This window comes from Paenibacillus sp. sgz302164 (assembly GCF_056120505.1).
In genome coordinates this window covers 106,128-126,292 of the sequence record NZ_JBVYOL010000007.1, presented here as the reverse complement: position 1 = coordinate 126,292, position 20,165 = coordinate 106,128, and the positions used below count along the sequence as shown (strand labels likewise).

General features: G+C 52.2%; 19 protein-coding genes. 9 read left to right on the top strand and 10 right to left on the bottom strand.

From position 1 onward, the window contains the following. Positions 1 to 34: 34 nt before the first annotated feature. Positions 35 to 610, top strand: coding sequence for a hypothetical protein (locus AC0LWT_RS13655; RefSeq protein ID WP_474681809.1), 576 nt, complete (start codon positions 35 to 37; stop codon positions 608 to 610). A gap of 64 nt (positions 611 to 674) precedes the next feature. Here AC0LWT_RS13655 and AC0LWT_RS13650 read toward each other — a convergent pair whose 3' ends face one another. Next, the gene (locus AC0LWT_RS13650) at positions 675 to 1,250 is read right to left on the bottom strand and encodes a beta-class carbonic anhydrase (protein ID WP_474681808.1); all 576 of its coding nucleotides are present in this window, start codon (positions 1,248 to 1,250) and stop codon (positions 675 to 677) included. Positions 1,251 to 1,304: 54 nt separating this feature from the next. Beyond that, positions 1,305 to 1,628, bottom strand: coding sequence for an iron-sulfur cluster biosynthesis family protein (locus AC0LWT_RS13645; protein ID WP_474681807.1), 324 nt, complete (start codon positions 1,626 to 1,628; stop codon positions 1,305 to 1,307). Between the two features lie 109 nt (positions 1,629 to 1,737). Between AC0LWT_RS13645 and AC0LWT_RS13640 the strand changes: the two genes are divergently transcribed. Next, the gene (locus tag AC0LWT_RS13640; RefSeq protein WP_474681806.1) at positions 1,738 to 3,258 is read left to right on the top strand and encodes a carboxypeptidase M32; all 1,521 of its coding nucleotides are present in this window, start codon (positions 1,738 to 1,740) and stop codon (positions 3,256 to 3,258) included. Between the two features lie 132 nt (positions 3,259 to 3,390). Here AC0LWT_RS13640 and AC0LWT_RS13635 read toward each other — a convergent pair whose 3' ends face one another. Continuing rightward, positions 3,391 to 3,660 (bottom strand): hypothetical protein, encoded by a 270-nt coding sequence (locus tag AC0LWT_RS13635; protein WP_474681805.1) that lies wholly within the window; start codon positions 3,658 to 3,660, stop codon positions 3,391 to 3,393. Between the two features lie 1,454 nt (positions 3,661 to 5,114). Between AC0LWT_RS13635 and AC0LWT_RS13630 the strand changes: the two genes are divergently transcribed. Then, positions 5,115 to 5,357 carry a hypothetical protein gene (locus tag AC0LWT_RS13630; RefSeq protein ID WP_474681804.1) on the top strand — a complete coding sequence of 81 codons (243 nt, stop codon included), beginning with the start codon at positions 5,115 to 5,117 and terminating at the stop codon, positions 5,355 to 5,357. 50 nt (positions 5,358 to 5,407) lie between these two features. Here the strand turns inward: AC0LWT_RS13630 and AC0LWT_RS13625 are convergent, their stop codons facing one another. The 3 genes from AC0LWT_RS13625 to AC0LWT_RS13615 form a co-directional block, all read right to left on the bottom strand. Beyond that, a complete protein-coding gene (locus AC0LWT_RS13625) occupies positions 5,408 to 6,226 on the bottom strand; it encodes a hypothetical protein (protein ID WP_474681803.1) in 819 nt (272 codons plus the stop codon). 390 nt (positions 6,227 to 6,616) lie between these two features. Continuing rightward, a complete protein-coding gene (locus tag AC0LWT_RS13620; RefSeq protein WP_474681802.1) occupies positions 6,617 to 7,540 on the bottom strand; it encodes a response regulator in 924 nt (307 codons plus the stop codon). A 5-nt stretch (positions 7,541 to 7,545) separates the two neighbouring features. Then, the gene (locus AC0LWT_RS13615) at positions 7,546 to 8,829 is read right to left on the bottom strand and encodes a sensor histidine kinase (RefSeq protein WP_474681801.1); all 1,284 of its coding nucleotides are present in this window, start codon (positions 8,827 to 8,829) and stop codon (positions 7,546 to 7,548) included. A 194-nt stretch (positions 8,830 to 9,023) separates the two neighbouring features. Here AC0LWT_RS13615 and AC0LWT_RS13610 point away from each other — a divergent pair, with 194 nt between their 5' ends. Beyond that, the gene (locus AC0LWT_RS13610) at positions 9,024 to 10,298 is read left to right on the top strand and encodes a cation:dicarboxylate symporter family transporter (RefSeq protein WP_474681800.1); all 1,275 of its coding nucleotides are present in this window, start codon (positions 9,024 to 9,026) and stop codon (positions 10,296 to 10,298) included. A gap of 46 nt (positions 10,299 to 10,344) precedes the next feature. Beyond that, entirely contained in the window at positions 10,345 to 11,769 is a 1,425-nt protein-coding gene (gene aspA / locus AC0LWT_RS13605; protein ID WP_474681799.1) for an aspartate ammonia-lyase, read from the top strand. Positions 11,770 to 12,080: 311 nt separating this feature from the next. Here the strand turns inward: aspA and AC0LWT_RS13600 are convergent, their stop codons facing one another. Genes AC0LWT_RS13600 through AC0LWT_RS13585 form a run of 4 tightly spaced genes read right to left on the bottom strand, consistent with a single transcriptional unit; the run spans position 12,081 to position 16,235 of the window. Further along, positions 12,081 to 13,199 (bottom strand): GerAB/ArcD/ProY family transporter, encoded by a 1,119-nt coding sequence (locus AC0LWT_RS13600; RefSeq protein WP_474681798.1) that lies wholly within the window; start codon positions 13,197 to 13,199, stop codon positions 12,081 to 12,083. Between the two features lie 38 nt (positions 13,200 to 13,237). Continuing rightward, positions 13,238 to 13,480 (bottom strand): hypothetical protein, encoded by a 243-nt coding sequence (locus AC0LWT_RS13595; RefSeq protein WP_474681797.1) that lies wholly within the window; start codon positions 13,478 to 13,480, stop codon positions 13,238 to 13,240. A gap of 2 nt (positions 13,481 to 13,482) precedes the next feature. Next, positions 13,483 to 14,655 carry a Ger(x)C family spore germination protein gene (locus AC0LWT_RS13590; protein ID WP_474681796.1) on the bottom strand — a complete coding sequence of 391 codons (1,173 nt, stop codon included), beginning with the start codon at positions 14,653 to 14,655 and terminating at the stop codon, positions 13,483 to 13,485. Further along, positions 14,652 to 16,235 (bottom strand): spore germination protein, encoded by a 1,584-nt coding sequence (locus tag AC0LWT_RS13585; protein ID WP_474681795.1) that lies wholly within the window; start codon positions 16,233 to 16,235, stop codon positions 14,652 to 14,654. Before AC0LWT_RS13585 ends, AC0LWT_RS13590 begins: the two co-directional genes overlap by 4 nt. A gap of 170 nt (positions 16,236 to 16,405) precedes the next feature. Here AC0LWT_RS13585 and AC0LWT_RS13580 point away from each other — a divergent pair, with 170 nt between their 5' ends. The 4 genes from AC0LWT_RS13580 (at position 16,406) to AC0LWT_RS13565 (ending at position 20,126) form a co-directional block, all read left to right on the top strand. Further along, entirely contained in the window at positions 16,406 to 17,413 is a 1,008-nt protein-coding gene (locus AC0LWT_RS13580; RefSeq protein ID WP_474681794.1) for an ABC transporter substrate-binding protein, read from the top strand. A 57-nt stretch (positions 17,414 to 17,470) separates the two neighbouring features. Further along, a complete protein-coding gene (locus AC0LWT_RS13575) occupies positions 17,471 to 18,262 on the top strand; it encodes an ABC transporter ATP-binding protein (protein WP_474681793.1) in 792 nt (263 codons plus the stop codon). Next, positions 18,252 to 19,097 (top strand): ABC transporter permease, encoded by an 846-nt coding sequence (locus AC0LWT_RS13570; protein ID WP_474681792.1) that lies wholly within the window; start codon positions 18,252 to 18,254, stop codon positions 19,095 to 19,097. Before AC0LWT_RS13575 ends, AC0LWT_RS13570 begins: the two co-directional genes overlap by 11 nt. A 66-nt stretch (positions 19,098 to 19,163) precedes the next feature. Continuing rightward, positions 19,164 to 20,126 carry an aromatic acid exporter family protein gene (locus AC0LWT_RS13565; protein WP_474681791.1) on the top strand — a complete coding sequence of 321 codons (963 nt, stop codon included), beginning with the start codon at positions 19,164 to 19,166 and terminating at the stop codon, positions 20,124 to 20,126. Positions 20,127 to 20,165: the final 39 nt, after the last annotated feature.

The following is a 20,165-nucleotide window of genomic DNA, read 5'->3' as shown; positions in this document are numbered from 1 at the left end:
CGGTACAACAATTGTTTCGCACGGAGGTGCTTGTATGACGGGACGCGCGCTGATGCTTGGTCTTGGCGCCGTATTGCTGGCCGCGGTCTTGTATGGTTGTGAAGCGAAGCCGGCGCAAAGCGGCGACGATCCGAATTCCGTGCAGCGGCAAAGCGGTATGGATGTGCAAAACCGCAACGAGCGGCAGCTCGTCATACTGTTTCGGGGACTTCTGAGCATGGACCGCCAGCCTCAGCTTGCGATCAGCAGGCAGCAGGCTGAGGCACTGCTTCCTTTCGTCCAAAAAAGCAAAGATGCCGGCAGCTTGAATGAAGCCGCGCGCAAGCAAATGATGAACGTGCTTAGCGATGTGCAGCGGCAATACCTGGAAGAGCAGACGAATAAAACGGATGCCCGGGCGAACCGGCACCGTTCCGGCGAGCTGGATGGACTTACTCCCGAGCAGCGGCAAAAGATGATCGAGCAATTCGAGCAGCAAAGGAAGACCGACCGGGACGATGATGCCGGCGAGGGCGGTACCGGCGGCGGGGATCGCGGCGCGACGGATGACAGCGGCATGAGCAAAAGCGTCGAGCAGCAGCTGATCGACATGCTGGAAGCGAAGCGCTGACCGGACTTGCCGGCATGAACGTGAAAAAGGTGCTTTCCCCCTGCGGGAAGAGCACCTTTTGTTTTTATTCGTTTTCCACGGCCGCGTAGCCGTCTTCGATCAGGTCGAGTCTGCCGGTTTCCGGGTCCATGATCAGTCCGTGAACGGGCAAGCCTTTGGGCAGCAGCGGGTGTTTGCGGATGATGCTGACGCTTTTGACGATACCGTCCTTGACATGTTCGAAGCCGGTCAGCCAGCGCGACAAATTAATTCCCGAATTTTCCAAAGTTTGAACGACGTCGTCGGACACTCCGCGCTCCTTTGCCTTGGAGATGACGCTCTGCGAATTCAGGCCCGTCATGCCGCAATCGTAGTGGCCGATGACGTACACTTCGTCCGCTTTCAATTCATACACGGCGACAACGATACTCCGCATAATACTGCCGAACGGGTGGGACACGATGGCGCCCGCGTTTTTAATGATTTTGGCGTCTCCGTTGTGCAAATTCATCGCTTTCGGCAGCAGCTCGACGAGTCTGGTGTCCATGCAGGTGAGCACGACCATTCTTTTATCCGGAAACTTGGTTGTCAGAAACTCCTTATACTTCTGGGTTTCGACGAAATTTTGGTTGTGTTCGATAATTTCTGAGAGCAAAGACATGGTTATCCCTCCAAGTGTATAGTGTGCTAGCTGCTGCAGGGATTATGCGCAGCTTTATCTTTTGTCGACCAAGTCCATACCCGCATTGTAAATTTGACCGTTGCTTTTAAGTATATAAGATTTTTTTTCCGGCTGGTAGTCGATTTTCAAAACATCTTCGAAAAAGATTTCATCTTTGACGCTGTAGCTGACTTTGAAGGGATCCGCTTCCGCGTAAATATCGCTTTCCGGCGCTTCCGAGACGAGCCACAAAGAGGGGACGCCGTTCACCGCGCAGCCGCAGCCTTCCGTGTCGTATACGAGCCTCAATTGCGCCTGGCTGCCGCCGGCTGACGGAGTGAGTTGATCGATCGCTGTCTGAGTAAATAAGATTTTCATAGGTAAATCAGCTCCTTTATCTCTATTCTACCATAGTTCCGCATAAATTTGATTCTGGGCAAGGGGAGCAGTATGATAAACGAAGTAACCTTTGGAAGGAGATCTGAGCATGAGCGAACAAGAGACATTGACAAAGCTGGAAGCATTCAAGGCATACGTGCGCAAAATGAAGCGGTATGAGGAGGCCATTGCCTTGATTTACTGGGACATGCGGACAGGTGCTCCGAAGAAAGGAATTGAAACCCGTTCCGAAGTCGTCGGGGAGCTTTCCACGGAAGTTTTCCGCATGTCGACATCGGACGAGATGGCCGGTTATTTGGACGATTTGACACAGTCCGGACAGCTGGAAAAGCTGGATGAAATCAGCCGGAAAATGGTGCTGGAAAGCAAAAAAGATTACGACCGCAGCAAAAAAATTCCTGCGGATAAGTATCAGGCGTATGTCGTGCTGACGTCGCAGGCCGAAACCGTATGGGAAGAAGCTAAGCCTAAATCCGATTTCACCATGTTCCAGCCCTATTTGGAAAAAATCGTCGGCACGACCAAAGAGTTCGTCGAGCTTTGGGGCTACGAAGGGAACAAATATAATACGCTGCTCGATATGTATGAGCCGGGTATGACCGTCGACAAGCTCGATGAAGTGTTCAGCGCGCTGCGGAGCAAATTGGTCCCGCTGCTGCAGCGGATACAGGCGTCCCCGAACCAGCCGGATCGCTCGTTCCTCGATCAGCAGTTCGATATTGCCAAGCAGAAGCAGTTCAGCCTGATGATTTTGAAGCAGATGCAGTACGACTTCGAAGCCGGCCGCTTGGACGAAACGGTGCACCCGTTCGCCACTGCGCTTAACCCGGGGGATGTACGGATCACGACGCGCTACCTGCCGAATGATATCGTTTCGGCGCTGTTCGGCACGATTCATGAAGGCGGTCACGCCCTCTACGAGCAAAATATTTCCAAGGATTTGGTCGGCACCAATCTTTGCACCGGCACTTCCATGGGAATTCACGAATCGCAATCCCGTTTCTGGGAAAATGTGATCGGCCGCAGCAAGCCGTTCTGGAACCGCTACTACGGTGAGCTTCAAGCCGCGTTTGCCGGTCAAATCGACGATGTGGACGTACATACGTTTTACAAGGCCATCAATCATATTGAGCCGTCTCTGATCCGGATCGAAGCGGACGAACTGACATACAACCTGCACATTATGGTGCGCTACGAGTTGGAAAAAGAACTGATCAACGGCACTATTCAAGTGGCCGATTTGCCTGAAGCGTGGAACGCCAAATACAAGGAATACCTGGGCATCGAGCCGGCCAACAACGGCGAAGGCGTGCTGCAGGACGTGCATTGGGCCGGAGGGGCGTTCGGCTACTTCCCGTCGTACTCGCTCGGTAACATGTACGCGGCCCAGTTCGCCCATACGCTCCGCAAGGAGCTGCCGAACTTCGACGAGCTCATCGAAGCGGGCAATTTGGTGCCGATCAAAGAGTGGCTGTCGGAGCGCATTTACCGCTACGGCAAATCGCTTACGCCGAACGAAATCGTCAAGCAAGTAACCGGGGAAGAGCTGAACCCCGATTATTTGGTGCAATATTTGCAAGAGAAATACCGGGCCGTGTACGGAATCTAAAAGCGGCGGCGCTTGTGCCGCTTGCTGCTGAACACCGGCGGCGCTTAAGCGTGCTTTGCGGTGTTTCTCCCGCGTGCCCGGAACCCCATGCGTCAGAGCTGGTTGATCGCATGTTTTTGGCAGCGCGCGAGTCTATAAGACGTTGGACTGCCCGGGAATCCCACAAACAGAAGCCGGTCGCACAATTTGCCTCGGTGAGTGAAGAAAAACCTGCAAAAGTGCAGCTTTTTGCTCGTTGATGCGCTGGAAATGAAAAATTCCTGCAATTGTGCAGGAATTTCGCTGCGAACATGGGCTACGATTGAATATCATCGAAAATTCCTGCACAATCGCAGGCTTTTCGCCAAAACAAACCGTTTCCTTCGGAAAAGCCTGCACTTTTGCAGGCTTTTGCCCTGCCAAGACTGCTTGCCCCCCCCCCCACTTTAGCTCCGTAGCCCATGTAGGAACTGAAAGTGGGGGGAGCGAGAGCTGCTGTACCAACTCTAATTCCTCTAACCCGTCACTTTATTCTGTGGGGTGACGGTCCACGGCGTCATGTGAGTTTTTGCAGGCTTTTCGGCCGGCGAAACTGCTTTGTGAACGGCTGCGCCGGCTTGGGTGGGAACAAGTTGGGTTAGTGATTGGTTGGCGGCTTGGGGACCGCAGACCATGCGCTGCTGTATCACACAAACTTTGGCCGACATGGCCAGACGAGCCATGGTTCGTGTGCAACTTCTTGGTCAACCGACGCACAGACCGCCGATCGTAGCTCCGCTGCATGCCTGCCACTACCCGGAAGCGCCGCCGGCAGGCTCCGGTTTGGAAATAGCCTATATAGCTAACTTCATGCTGGACCGCTGTTTTGAGCGCAACGATTTCCCGCCTGCAGCCAATCTCGTCTCCTGGCCAGACATGGTTTTCCCGGAAGTAGCAGCGGTACCGGCGTGGAAACGCCGAACGAGCACGATAGTACCGACGTCAGAAGAGGATCTCGTTCCTGGATGCGCACAGCATCGGCTCAGGGCTGGCGCCGACAGACGGTGGTATTCCCATCCTGCGAGCTGCAGGCTTTGTAGTACGTACCGACCAGCAACCGGCGGCGAAATACAAAGAATAGTAGCCAACGGAAAGTCGGGGCGCTGAGCTCCGATGGCAGCACACGGATGATCAGTGCATCCAGAATTAAAATAAACAGAGGTGGCTGCCCGCCTGCAAAGGGGCTAATTCTTTGTTGCAACTCGACCGAGCAGGCCACAGTAATCTTGTACATTCTGGTGGAGTTCACTCTCGGATACTTGTTGCAGCAGATCGCTGTTCCGGTTGACTACTTTCGGCTCGATACAGTATGCTGGGCCAGTACCGGTCCGGTCCGGGAGTAAATTTCTGGGAAATCGGCACGCTGGATATTTCGTAAAGTTAAATATAGTTAATAATACCCATATAATTACATTATTTCATGTGTTAATATAACTCCGTATGGCGGGGGTTAAACTCGACGCACAAAATCAATTTGTGCAATTCAAAGTTGAGCGTGGCTTTGCATAGCAACTTAATTTTAGTAATTATGTAATCTTCGGATGGCTAACCTTAATTAGTGGACATTCGAAAATTAGGAGGTCATTCAGGGATAGGCAGTAGGGACTGATTGCCCAGCAATGAATGAGTTATGTTTATGCACAGATAAGTCTGCGTGCTCTAAGGTTACACTTATTTTGTGCCTGGGAAAGGGAATCTACACAAATAACTATTGGGTCACCCCAAAAGGGATAGCCCACTCACTTCCTGCAATTCTAGGATTAATAAAAATGCACTCAAAACACAATGATTTCATAACGTTTTGTGCCTTGAGTGAAGAGAAAGGAATGGGTATAATTATGAAATTTTTAAAAATAGTTAAGTTACTAATAACAGTAGCTTTTTGTGTTTTAGTTTTCATTTCTTTTGTTAAAATAATACCATTAAAAATAAATTTTGGGCTTATGACTGCTTGTTTAGCTGGTGTAATGTTTATTCAGGCTTTTGAATTATGGAAAAGATCAAAGATAGAAGGAACTATTACAACCATCATAGCCGGAATAATATCTATTATATTTACTTTATATATCTTTATTTTTTAAAAGTAAAAACAGATCTCAGCAAAAATCTAAGAGATCTGTTTTTGAAATTTTTAACTACGCGATAACAAATTATAAGCATTTTGCATATTCGAATGACCACTATTACTAGCAGTATATATAGCATAAGCAGTTGCAGATACACCTATTGCACCAAGCACCCAACCAGGGGTTACTAAAGCAACACCAGACGCAATTGCGGCTGCACTAGCAGCATCTATAGTATCACGAGCACTAGACACATTATTTGCGTACATTTTGAAGTCTGAAAGATTATTACTTGCATAAAGAAATCTTGTCACATCACCACCTGTTTGAGTTCCTGGATCTAAAAAGAAGTTTGCATCAGCATAAGTATGACAATAAAATAAGTCTTTATTACTATCGTAGTTTGAGTAGTACGTTAACCAAGAATATCCACCACTTTCAATAGAAGATTTAGCGGCAGTAGCGGAGATTGGAGTGGTCAGAAAACTCTCAGAAAGTCTGCCATCGTTAAGGTAGTAGTTACCTTCAGAATCTTTGAATATTTTAGTAGTTGTTATTTTGTCCACAAAATTCTTTTTATATTTCTCTTTTCCCTGAATAAATTCGTATTTTGTTTTTTCTTTGAGAATAGTAGTTGTCCCTTGTTTTGTAGTGGTTGTTTTAATTTCAGCCTCAGTAATTTTCGTTCCAATTACCTTATTGTTTTCGTCAAGTAGAGGAGCTTCTACTTTGCGCTCAACATTTTTCTCAGGAGTCGAATCTTCTGATTGGGAATTAACTCCACTTGGATTGATTTCTTGAGTACCGTTAGGTGCGGCAGCATAGGCACTACCTGTAGCTAGCATGGCAGAAATTGCAAGAAAAGAAATCGTTTTCTTCATCATAAAACATCTCCTAATCATTTTTTTTATTTCTTAAAAAAAATAGTATTTACTTACTGGATATTTTCTTTAATCCCTCCTAATATATGTATTTTATTGAAACTACTATTAATTTATCATAGTGAATATGTAAATAAAAGGGTAAAATTACCTGTGTTGAAATTAACATAAAACATCAAAATATTCCATTATTTGCATTTTTGGTGCATCTTTGATGCTTATTTGGGAAATGGCCTGAAAAAACAATCCGACTCACAGCAATATAAATTCCACCCGATCCGCAGACAGCAAAAAACAGCCGCCCGTCACGTAGTTGAGACTGCAGGCGGGCTGCTGTTTTTTTGCTCTCAGGGCCCGCGATGCGGCTGCGGCAGAGCCAGAGCCGACGGTCCGTCATCCCATCAACTGCTTCGCTTCCAAATAGAGCACCTGAATAAACTTTTTCGTATTCAGGCGAACCGCGGACTGTCTCGGATCGGTTTCGCTTTCAATTTCCCGCATTTTTTTGCGGACTTCCGTGAAATCGAAAAACTTCGCGGCGTAGTTTTCAAATTTGGCGTTGGAATAATCGGTCAAGCCCAGCGAGGCCAAATGATTCAACGCCTGAAAAATGACGCGGCGCACCCGCTGCTCGGCCGCTTTCATTTCTTTGCGCAGCGCGGTCTGGGGCGCGGCTGTCCCGAGCTTTTTGACGGCTGCCCGCTCAAACAGCATTTGAAGCGAGGGGAAGCCCTGCTCCAGGGCGTTCGCCGAGTCCAACTCGCGCAGTTCCTCCAGCAAGTCCAGCAGATCCTTGCAGCCGGCCTCGCCGATCATGCCCAGCTCGGACAATAAATAATTGCCCGAGGCGGCGATGCTTTTTGCCGCAGGCGCCGAAGGCTCCGGTTCTTTTCCCGGATGGATGCCGAGACCGGACAACGACCGCTGAATTTCGTGAATCGAATTTTGCAGCTTCATCCGTTCGATCACTTTTTGAATGACCCCGATCACTTCCAGACGGTTGATCGGCTTCGTAATGTAATACTCGATGCCGAGCGAGTAGGCGCCGCCGATCATGTCTTTGGATTCCACCTGGGAGATCATCACTGTTTTGCCGCGGAACGTTCCGGCCAGTTGGCGGACCGTTTCAATGCCGTCGCGAAGCGGCATGAGCAGGTCGATCAGCAAAATATCGACTTCTTTGGCCTCCAGCAGCCGGCTGTCCACATAAATGCCGTCCACGGCTTCGCCGGCCACTTCACCCAGGTCCTCGTCCTCGATAATTTGCGCCAGCATGGAGCGAATGGCCGGATCGTCGTCCGTTATAAAAAAACGCATGCACGTCATCCTTTACTAATTAGGTTGTCGATCGGGAGGCGAAGCGTGAAGGTCGTCCCCGTCTCTCCGGTATCACTGCTGCGAAAGCCGACTTCGCCTTGCAGGCTGCCGGCGAGCGCTTTCACATAGTACAGTCCGATGCCTGTCGAAGGATTGCCTGAAGCGTCGTATTTCGTCGTAAATCCGGGTTCGAACAAAGCATTGCGGATTTTCGGAGGTATGCCCGGGCCGTTGTCGCTGACCTCAAGCAGCAGCCAATTTTCGTCGCGCTGCGCGGAAATGACGACGGTTCCCGAGAACGCCATCGCTTCGACGGCATTTGCGACCAGATTATTCAGCAGCGACAGCAACGTATAAACCGGATAAGGCGGATGCGATCCATCCGTATGAATCCGGAAATCGACAGTTTTGCCCAGCATGTGCGCATAGTTCCGGTTCGTCTTGACGACGACCTCGCACAGCTCCTGAACAAGCATCGAATCGGCTCCGCTTTCGCTTGAAATAATGTCCGCAATGCCGGCGTATATGCGCTGATTGTCTTTTTTGATCTCGTGCACCTGCCCGGCGATTTGCAGGGCGGCCCGCGCAAGCTCGCTGCGGTCCGGTGCCGGCGCTTCGTTCATCAGCCGCTGATAGAGCCCATAGCTGTCCCGCGTAATCCGCTCCGCGTCCTGGAGCGTTTTTTTCAGTTGAATCGATTCCTCGTACAGCTGGGAGACCAGAATGAGCATCTGTTCGTACTGTTTGCGCTGCTGCCGCTGGGCCGTTTGCTGCTCCCGGTGTTTCAGAAAGACGAACAAGCCGACGACGGAGAAGCTGCGGAAAAAGGCGATCAGCAAAATTTCATTAACCGAGGTTGCCGACAAATGTTCCAAAGTCCATGGGGAGCGGACGAGCAGCTCTACGGTATTAGCTGCACTGTCGGCCGCCGCCGCAAGCAGACCCATTTTGTACGGGCGGTCTCCGTAGCGGCCGATCCGCAGCAAATAAAAAATGAGCGTGTACGTGAAGTAGTAAAAAAAGGCGGGATAATGCTGGTTGAACGCTTCGACAAAATGAAGGGTAGGGTAAACGTATACGTCCTCGGCTATGCGAAACAAGGGGACCGCCAGAGACCCCGTCAGGCCGAGCGCCAGCATGTGAACGCGGCTGTTCCACAATAATAGGAAGAAAAACGCCGCAGTACCCATACTGACGCGAAAATCATCGTTAAACGGGTAAAATTTGAATTCCCCGGACAAAGATACGACGATCGCCGTCAAACCTAAGAAAAATAGTTTTTGTTTCAAGCAAACGAACCCTTCCTCGTTGTGGTTTATCTCATTACTATAACGCAATTTGCCGCCGTTCACACATCTTTCAAAATTTTTTCGAGCGGTTGTGTAGTTTTTTATAGAATCCGGTAGGAGTGATTATACAATCAATTTGCAGCGTAATCAAACAAAAAGAAAGCGCTTCAAAAACTGAAATCGAGGTGGAACTAATGAAAAAATTCGGTTTGGCCCTGCAGGTATTCATTGGACTGGCGATCGGTATTATCGTCGGGGCCGTCTTTTACGGCAACCCGGCGGTAGCCACCTATTTGCAGCCGATTGGTGATATTTTTATCCGTTTGATTAAAATGATTGTCGTTCCTATTGTCATTTCATCGCTCATTGTCGGCGTAGCCGGAGTGGGCGACATCAAGAAGCTCGGAAAGCTGGGCGGGAAAACGCTGCTCTATTTCGAGCTGGTGACGACCGCCGCGATCATCGTCGGCCTGCTGGCGGCGAACATCGTGCAGCCCGGCGCAGGCGTCGACATGGGGCATCTGGCGAAAACCGACATCGCCAGCTACGTCGCCACGACAGAGAAGGTGCAGAGCCACAGCTTTGCCGATACGTTCGTCAACATCGTGCCGAGCAACATTTTTGAATCGCTGGGCAGCGGCAACATGCTGGCGGTCATCTTTTTCTCCGTCATGTTCGCGCTGGGTGTCGCGGCGATTGGCGAGAAGGGCAAGCCGGTCATCGCTTTCTTCCAGGGCGTCTCGGAGTCGATGTTCTGGGTCACGAATCAAATTATGAAATTCGCTCCGTTCGGCGTATTCGCTCTGATCGGCGTGACGGTATCGAAGTTCGGCATTTCCTCTCTTTTGCCGCTTGGGAAACTCATTTTTACCGTCTACGGAGGCATGTTATTCTTTATTTTCGTAGTATTCGGACTGATCGCCAAAATGGCCGGAACGAGCATCATTTCCATCATCAAAATTTTGAAAGACGAAATCGTGCTCGCTTATTCCACGGCAAGCTCGGAAACGGTTTTACCTAAATTGATGCAAAAAATGGAAAACTTCGGATGCCCCAAAGCGATTACCTCTTTCGTCATTCCTACCGGGTACTCGTTTAATCTTGACGGCTCTACACTGTATCAGGCGATAGCGGCGCTGTTTATTGCGCAAATGTACGGCATTCATTTGCCGATAACGACACAGCTTACGCTTGTGCTCGTGCTGATGGTTACGTCCAAAGGCATTGCCGGCGTGCCCGGCGTTTCCTTCGTCGTGCTGCTGGCGACGCTGGGGTCGGTCGGCATACCGGTAGAAGGACTGGCGATTATTGCCGGCATCGACCGCATTCTCGACATGGCCCGCACCGTCGTGAACGTGCTCGGCAACGGACTGGCGGCCATCGTAATGTCCAAGCTGGAGGGACAATATGACAAGGCGCAGGCGAAGCAATATTTGAATTCCATTGACGAAGTAAACAAAGCGGCATAGCATATGACTTGAGAGATGGACAAAACAGCGATTGGAGCGAGAGAACATGTCGAATGGAAACGTACGGTTGGAAAAAGATTTTCTGGGATCGAAAGAAGTCCCTTCCGAAGCATATTACGGTATTCAGACGCTGCGGGCGATGGAAAATTTTCCGATTACGGGCTACCGCATTCATGAGGAACTGATCATTGCGATGGCTATCGTCAAGAAGGCGGCCGCGCAGGCCAACATGTCGGCGAGGCAGCTGAATCCGCGTCTGGGCGAAGCGATCGTGCAGGCCGCGGAGGAAATTATCGGCGGGCAATGGCACGACCAGTTCATCGTGGACCCGATCCAGGGCGGAGCCGGAACTTCAATCAATATGAACGCGAATGAAGTGATCGCCAACCGTGCGCTCGAACTGCTCGGCAACGCGAAGGGGGACTACTCCGCTCTAAGTCCGAACAGCCATGTCAACATGGCGCAATCGACGAATGACGCGTTTCCTACGGCCATTCATATCGCCGCTCTTTCGCTGCTCGACCAACTGCTGGCGACGCTCGGCCAACTGCATGACGCTTTTCAAATCAAGGCAAAAGAATTCGACGGCGTGATCAAAATGGGGCGCACGCATTTGCAGGACGGCGTGCCCATTCGCCTCGGCCAGGAATTCGAGGCGTACAGCCGGGCGCTGGCCCGGGATATCCGGCGGATCGGCGGGACGCGCGCCTGCCTGTACGAAGTGAACATGGGCGCGACCGCGGTCGGCACAGGGCTGAACGCATCCCCGCGCTATATTGCCGAAGTCGTGGAGCGTTTGGCGGCGATCAGCGGGTTTCCGCTCACAGGCGCCGAGCATCTGGTCGATGCCACGCAAAACACGGACGCTTACACCGAAGTTTCGGCCGCTTTGAAAGTGTGCATGATCAACATGTCCAAAATCGCCAACGACCTGCGGCTGCTCGCATCCGGGCCGCGCGCCGGACTCGGCGAGATCAGCCTGCCGCCCCGGCAGCCGGGCTCCTCGATCATGCCGGGCAAAGTGAATCCGGTCATGTGCGAGGTCGTCAACCAGGTCGCCTTCCAGGTCATCGGCAACGATCATACGATTTGCCTGGCTTCGGAGGCCGGCCAGCTTGAGCTGAACGTGATGGAGCCGGTGCTTGTATTCAATCTGCTGCAATCGTTAAGCATGATGAATCAGGTGTTCAAGGCGTTCCGCACCTACTGCCTTGAGGGTATCCAGGCTAACGTGGAGCAGTGCAAAGCCTACGTAGACCGGAGCGTAGGGGTCATTACGGCGCTTAATCCGCATCTCGGCTACGAGGTGGTCGCCAGAATCGCCCGCGAAGCGATTGAAACCGGCCGCTCCGTACGGGAGCTATGTCTTTTGTACAACGTGCTTACCGAAGAAGAACTGGATCTTATTCTGGATCCGTATGAAATGACGAATCCCGGCATTGCAGGAGCGTCGCTGCTGGAGAGGGAATGATTCTGACCTGTACGGCGCATTCCCTTGGTAGCACGAAGAAAACCTGCAAACATACATGAATTTGCGTCCTTGATCGCTGTCCACGAACAATGCCTGCAAAAGTGCAGGCTTTTCACCAAATATATAGACTCATACTCACTTTCAGCGAAAATTCCTGCACTTTTGCAGGTTTTTCGCCAAAATAAGCGAATTTCAGAGAGAAAACCTGCACTTTTGCAGGTTTTTTTCCTTGCCAAGCCGCCTTGCCTCCTCATTTCAGCTCCGTAACCTATGCAGGAGAGGCGCAGGTCGGGGAAGAGCGGCTGCCGAGTTCATCGGACAGGCTCCTGGGAATGCTGTTTTTTTCGTCGAAGCCAGGTTACCAGGGCGACCAGAAGGAGCGGCGCAATGTATGCGGCAGTATCCATGAGGGGCCAGATGATGTAACCGTCTTCGGTAAATTTCAGCTCCTCGGCATACATGGTGCTGGCTAACAGCAGGCAGACCAGGGCAACGGGGAAAACGAGCATGTTGGAATCCGGCAATTTCAGCAGTTGCGCCAAGACTTTGATTAATATGAACAAGACGATGGAAGCTTTCATATAAGAGCCGACGATCAGCGAGAAACCGACCACGGATTCGATTCTTTCAATGATTTCCTGAATAAATATTAAGCGGGCAAGCTGATATAAGGAATATTTCAGTTCGCCGGCCAAAGGGCCCAAAGCCATAATGGAACAGATGATGGACACAAGCAGCGTTATACCGTTAACGGTGATCGCAATCGTCATCATTTTTCCGAGCTTGGGCTTTTCGTCATTGCGGACATATGGGAGGATCATCGCGTACAGCGCAACTTCGGCATAAGGGAACCCGTATGCGATGTAAGCGCCGTGAAGGATCGGCTTGATCCCGTCCGGCATGAACGGCAGCAAAAATTCCGCGTGATAGTAAGGCGAAGCCATCGCCCAAATCATAAGTATAAATGCGAACATCAAAGTCAGCAGAACAACGGCCATCCGGGCTATGACTTCAATGCCTTGGCGGACCGTCAGCGCAATCGTAACGAAAAATAAAAGATGAATGGCGGAGACAGGCGTTTCCTTCATCATCGTGCTTTTGAAGAAGCCGCCGATTTCAATCACAATGGCCGATACTTGCCAGAACAAGGCGCAAACATACGGCACGGCGAGCAGAATCGTCAGCCATTTCCCGAGCGCCTGCCGGCTTTGTTCAAAAAAAGCCGCCCCCGGATTCGCTCTGTGCAAATAGAGGATGCAGGCCAGTATAAGCAGCCCCATGGCAAAAGCGATGATAAGCGAAAGCCATGCCCCGTTTTTGGCGGCGCCCGCGAGCGGCGACGGAATCAATACGATGGACGAGCCGGTCATGCCGGCAAGAAACAGCATAGCCATTTGGAAAGAAGAGATGCTTTCTTGCTTGTTCATCATAACCATCCTTTTATCGATCGCGTCGATCCCGGCCGGCTTCAGTCCGGAAGCTTGATCATCTCGACAATGCGTTTTGCCGGTTTCTCAAAGCAGTACTCCATGAGATCATTCAGATTCGCCCATTGCTTATTCGTCACAAAAAGGAGGCCGAGATACAGAATCGGAATCGCAAACATTCCATAAATGATCCGCTCCCGCCTGCCGGCCTGCTTCCATTTCGAGGCGTCGCCGGCCAGCATTCCCACACAAAGAAGGAGGAGAACCGCGAATTTGGCGAGCACGGCTATTCACCTCTTTTCCGGAAAGGCGTGCCAAGGTTGAGCCCGGTATCGAGCAATTTGACCTGGACATCGATATGGAACCGCACATCGGCGAAACGCTCGTTCCAATCCGGCTTCAACCGCTTCCACAGCGCCGGGTTTTTTCTGTATATGCGATTTCCGATGCCGAGAATATCGATTTTTTTGGCCTGGGATTTAGTAATTATTTTCCGCATATTTTGCTCGACTTGTTTGCCGATCATGCGCTCGAATTGTTTCCCTTCATCCTTGGTCTTCAAAATGGAACAGCGAAGCTCGCCGACACTCCCGGTTATTTGGGTCGAGACATCGACGCTAATGTCGTTTCCCTTGATGATGGGCGTCATTTTTGTCTGCAGCGTGGTCACTTGGTACGATTCTTTGGACATTTTCGATTTGGATGTCGAGCCGATGCAGGGAAATTCGACGATCCCGTGGTCGTACTTGTCGTACAGCATCGCCAAAGCCTGGGTATCGGACGGCGATACCGCAAGGTCGGTCATATATCCTTTTTGGATGACTGCGCTTCCGGCTACGGACAACGCATGTGAAGATTTGTCTTTATAGATGAAAGGAACAATGCCGACGTTCGTTTCGCTTTTTAGCTGAATCGCGAGTTCGAGCAGCGGCACTTTGGACGTTTTGGACGTGTATGTTTGCGCCGTTTCCTCGATGCTTCGGAGCTGTTCGCCAATGGTGTTTTCGATGAACGGCTTGACGTACAGGTAGTCGCCCGCCTTGCCTTCCGCGATCAAGAGCAGGACGGTACCCCTCGGTTCATGATCTCTTGAGAAAAAATCGAGAACTTCCCCGATATGCTGCTTTCGGGCCAATTGTTCGCCGATGACGATGATGCGCATATGGTCCCATTTTGCCTTCCGCCCCAAATGAATCGTGATATCCCGCACCGCGTCGAAGACGGTATCCGCTTCGGTTTTAATGTTCAGCCCTTTTTTTCCCTGCTTGGCGGTTTCGCCCATGCTGGTTCCTCCCGAAGGATTGTAAAAATGGGTGGTGAGCGCGATTTTTCCTTCTTCGTTCTGATCGATCGCGACCGCCTGGACATACCCGAATTCGGTCAATTCCGCCTTATCCCAACAGCCGGCGAGCGGGACTAAGGCCAGTGCAGCCAGGGCGATGCGAACGAACGGTTTCATGACACCTTTTTCCTTTCTCCCGTCTTTTTGTGCAAATGCCGGTTACGGGGCGAATGAAGCAAAATTTTGCGCGCGAAAATGATGATGACGTCGCGGAATTGCTTGATGTCCAGAGGGGCCAAGGGCGACATATACGGCTGGCCAAGCGAACGCAATGTCGTGAGATGCAGGAATACAAGCAGGCATCCGATCATGATGCCGAGACCCCCGAACGTGGCGGCGAGTACCATGAGCGGGAACCGCAAAATCCGCACCGCGATGGACATGCTGTACTGCGGCAGCGCGAAGGAGGCGATTCCGGTCAGCGAAACGACGATGACCATAACCGGGGAAGCGATTTTGGCCTGGATCGCAGCCTGGCCGATGACGAGCGCGCCGACGATGCTGACCGCGGAGCCGACCGGCCGCGGCAGTCGAATGCCGGCTTCACGCAGCAATTCGAAAAAAAATTCCATAATGAGCGCTTCCACGAACGCCGGGAACGGAATGCCTTCGCGCGTGTCCAGGATCGCCAACAGCAGCACGGTCGGCAGCAGCTCGGAATGGAAGGTCGAGAGGGCGATATAGGTGCTCGGAAGCAGCAGCGCCATCAGGAATGCGCCAATTCGGAGCAGCCGGATTAACGAAGTGAAAACCGTTCTTTGATAATAATCCTCGCTGGTGGAGAAAAACTCGAGAAAATGCGCCGGACAAATGACGATCGTCGGCGTTCCGTCTACCATTACGATAATTTTACCGTCGAGCAGCGCGGCGATCGCCGTGTCCGGACGTTCCGTATATCGCACCTGAGGAAACGGCGACAAGGAGGATTCGCCTAGCCATTCTTCCAAATACGAAGTTTCCAAAATTTCTTCCTTGTCGATATCCGCAAGGCGCCGCCTGAATTCGGTTAGCGTCTCCGGATTGACGGTTCCGTCCAAATAACCGAACGTGATGCTGCGCTGGCTTTCCTCTCCCGCCCGCAAAAATTCGAACTTGAGCCTTGGCGACTTCAGCAGGCTGCGGATGATGCCGATGTTGGTGGCGAGATCCTCGATCATGCTGACGTGCGGTCCCTGCACGACCGGCTCGGTAATCGGCTCGTTCAGCTGGCGGTGTTTGACGTCGAGCGCACTGTAGGCAAGCGCCTTGTCCCATTGGTTGAAAAAGATAACCAGATTCCCGTCCAAAATGTGCTGCACGGCTTGCGGGAAGGCGTCCAACACTTTGGCCGACTGGGCGGACACCCCGTTACCGGAAAAAAAGCCGGCTATCTGTTCGGGCGTAACATCCTCTGCCGGTCCGATTTCGTGCGTCACCAGATCCTGCAGCGTTTCCTTCATATAGTTCACTTTTTTGTTTTGGACGAGCGTATCGAAATAGACGGAGAATGCCGTTTGCCCGAGCTCCGGGCCATAGCTCCAGGGAAGGATGACGAGATCTTTGCAGTTGCTGAACGTCGTCCGGATCCGCTCCAGACTGTCGGCCAAACAGGCCGGAATGCAGGCGCTGCCCTGGTCCGTCTGCCCGGGCTGTTCCTCGGCAGGCTGGGGCGGCTTTGCGGCGGGCGGGCGATTTTTGAAAAATAGCTGTCTCCACATTGTCTGCACTTTCCTTGTCGGGAATCTATTGGAATCTGTATGGCTTATCGTTCCTCATCCATGGGGGCAATATTCGCATCCGCACAGAAGGATATGTTCAAAGCCGCCGTTAACCGACCTCTGGGCATTTGCATACGATACAGTACAACAATCCAATGGAGGGAACATCCATGAAACGTATAGGCTTGGTATGTGGGCTGACAGCGGTGCTGCTGCTCGGCGTCATTTTACCGGCGTGCGGCAAAAAAACGGAGGAAACGGCGAAAGTCCGGATCGGGGAAGTGACGCGATCTTTATTTTATGCCCCGCAGTACGTCGCATTGTCGCAAGGATTTTTCAAAGAGGAAGGGCTTGAGGCGGAGCTGACAACGACGCCGGGCGGAGACAAGACGATGACCGCTCTGCTTTCAGGCGGGATCGATGTGGCGCTGGTCGGTTCGGAAACGTCGATCTACGTTGCACAGCAGGGCTCGGAAGATCCGGTCATTAATTTTGCCCAGCTTACGCAAACGGACGGTACTTTTCTCGTATCCCGCAAAAAAGTCGATCCGTTCGATTGGAACTCGCTCAAGGGCTCCGTCTTTCTGGGACAAAGAAAAGGCGGCATGCCGCAAATGGCCGGAGAATTTACTTTGAAAAAGCACGGCATCGACCCGAAAAAAGATCTCGAGCTGATTCAAAATATCGATTTCGCCAACATTACGTCCGCCTATTCCTCGGGTACCGGCGAATATGTCCAGCTCTTCGAGCCCCAGGCTTCGATCGTTGAAAAAGAGGGCAAAGGCTACGTCATCGCTTCTTTCGGCGTGGAAAGCGGACACCTGCCTTACACTGTCTTTATGAGCAAAAAAAGCTTCATCGACAAAAATCCGGGTACGATCCAGAAGTTTACGAATGCCGTGCAGCGCGCGCAAAATTGGGTCAAAGCCAAAAGCGTAGACGAAATCGCGCAGGCGGTTCTGCCCTTTTTTAAAGACACGGACTCGGAAATCGTCAAAAGCGTCATCAAACGCTACAAAGATCAAGGCTCGTATGCATCGGACCCGATCGTCGACGAGAAGGAATGGAACAACCTGCTCGACGTGATGACGACGGCAGGCGAGTTGAAGCAGAAAGTGGAGTGGAGCAAGCTGGTCGACAACACGTTTGCCGAAAAAGCCAAAAACAGCGTGAAATAGTGAAAGAGCACAGCGGAACGGCGCACGCGACACATGAGGGCACGAGGGGGGAGGAACATGGACACGGCTGTATCCATTGCTGAAATTACGCAAATTTATGTCACGCAGCAGCGGGCTACGCTAGCCTTGCAAAATGTAAGCTTGACCGTCCGGCGCGGCGAATTCGTCAGTCTCATCGGTCCCAGCGGATGCGGAAAAACGACCGTCTTGTCGATCGTCGCCGGGCTGATCGCGCCGACAGCCGGCGTCGTCACCGTAGCGGGAGAAGCGGTCAGCGGGCCGTCTTCCAAGATCGGGTACATGCTGCAGCAGGATTATTTGTTTCCTTGGCGCACGATTTTTCATAACGCGGCGATCGGACTGGAGCTGCAGGGCAATTTGACCGCGGAGAAGCGGGAGTACGTGCTTCACCTGCTCGACGAAATGGGGCTTGCACGCTACAAGGATTACTATCCGGCACAGCTTTCCGGAGGGATGCGCCAGCGGGTCGCGCTCGTGCGCACTTTGGCGACGGAGCCGGAAATTATGCTGTTGGACGAACCGTTCTCCGCGCTCGATTACCAGACCAAGCTGCAGCTTGAAGACTTGGTCGCCGGGACGCTGCGCGCCAAAAACAAGACCGCGGTGCTCGTCACGCACGACATTTCCGAAGCGATTGCCATGAGCGACCGGATTATCGTGCTGGAGCCGAATCCCGGACGCATTCGCCGTGAGTTTGTTATACCCGAGGAGATTCGCCTGGCGCTACCGTTCTTGGCGAGGGAGCTTCCCGATTTCAACGGATTGTTCAAGTCCGTTTGGCAGGAATTCGAAGCGCCGGAGACAGGAGATGATACCGATGCAAAATGAAGAGATCCGGCCTGCCGAGCCGTCCATGGTTACTGCGCGGCGGCTCACGCACGAAGTGCGGCGGCAGTATATCGCCGCAAGAAACAAGGAAACCGTCTGCGTTCGGCTAACCCAGCTCGCCATCCTGATCGCCTTCTTCGCGCTATGGGAGCTGGCCGGCCGGATGAAATGGATCGATGTGCTGCTGTTCAGCTACCCGAGCAAGGTGTTCGGTCTGCTCTGGGAGAAGCTGCTCGACGGCTCGCTTTTGCCGCATGTGGGAGCCACCGTCTTTGAAACGTTTGCCGGTTTTGCCCTCGGCACTCTGTTCGGTACGGCGCTCGCCGTCATCATCTGGTGGTCGCCGTTTTTGTCCCGGGTGCTCGATCCTTACATCGTCGTGCTGAACAGCATGCCGAAGGTCGCGCTCGGCCCGCTGTTCATCGTCGGCCTCGGCCCCGGGCTGCTTGCAATCATTGCGACAACGTTGTCGATAACCGTTATCATCACGACGCTTGTCGTGTACGGCAGCTTTAAAGAAGTCGATGCGAACTACGTCAAAGTCGTTCACATTTTTGGCGGCAGCAAGCGAAAAGTGCTGCAAAAAGTCATCTTGCCGGCCTCCTTTCCGGCGATCATTTCGACCTTGAAAGCGAACGTCGGTCTGGCTTGGGTCGGCGTGATCGTCGGCGAATTTCTCGTCTCGCAAATCGGCCTCGGCTATTTAATTATTTACGGCTTCCAGGTGTTCAACTTCACGCTGGTCATGAGCACGCTGATCGTCATCGCACTCGTCGCGACGCTGATGTATCAGGCCGTTGCCTACCTCGAAAAGCGGCTGACCAAACACCGGTAAGCTTGCCACATGCGGCCTGAAATGAAATAATGAGCCCATAGACGAACCGCGAAAGAGGTGAAAGCTATGGGCTTTCGAGTGCTAAAAACGGCGATTGCCGTCGTAATCGCAATGTGCGCCGCCGGGCTGCTGGGGCTGAAATCGCCTGCGGCAGCGGGCCTGCTCGCGATTCTCGGCGTCGAGGTGACGAAGAAAAAAGGGCTGCAAAGCGCCCTGCAGCGGCTCGCAGCTTCCTTGATGGGGCTATTGTTCGGCTCCTTGCTGTTCCTGATGTTCGGTTTTCATGCGTGGGTCGTCGGGTTGTTCGTGCTTGCTGTTTTTCCGATTTTGCACCGCTTGCGAATCAGCGAAGGAACCGTGACAGGTGCGGTCTCGATGTTCCATCTGTACGCTTACGAAACGGTGAGCCTGCCGGCGATTCTGAATGAAGTGTATTTGCTGCTGGTCGGTTTGGGCACGGCGACATTGATCAACATCGCCTACATGCCCAGGGCAGACCGGGAGATCACCGCACAGAAGGAGCGGGTCGAGCAGCTATTTTCCGACATTTTCAAACATATTGCGGCTCATCTGCGGGACAATTCCACCGTTTGGGACGGCAAGGAACTGCTGGATGCCGGGGAAGCGATTGAGCGCGGCGCGCTTTTGGCCAAACGGTCGCTGGACAACGCGCTCCTATTCGGAGGCGATCCTTACTGGAGGGTCTATTTCTACATGCGCGGCGAACAGCTGGATCTGATCAACCGAATGACCGATCTCGTCGCCCGGGTATATCAGACATTGCCGCAGGGCGAACTTGTCGCCGCTATATTCGAAGGCTTGAGCGAGCACGTCAAAGCGGACTATTACATAGGTCATACGGAGCGGGAATTGCAGCTGCTGGAGCAGCGCTTCAAAGAGATGCCCTTGCCGGCGAACAGAGAGGAATTCGAGGTGCGTTCCGCCATTTTTCAGCTGCATAGAGAACTGATACAGTACTTGTCCGTCGCCAAGAAACAAAAGAAGCAAAAGCCCGGAAACAATGAATAAGAGGCGAATGCCGTCGAATCTTAATACAAATTTTAGTAG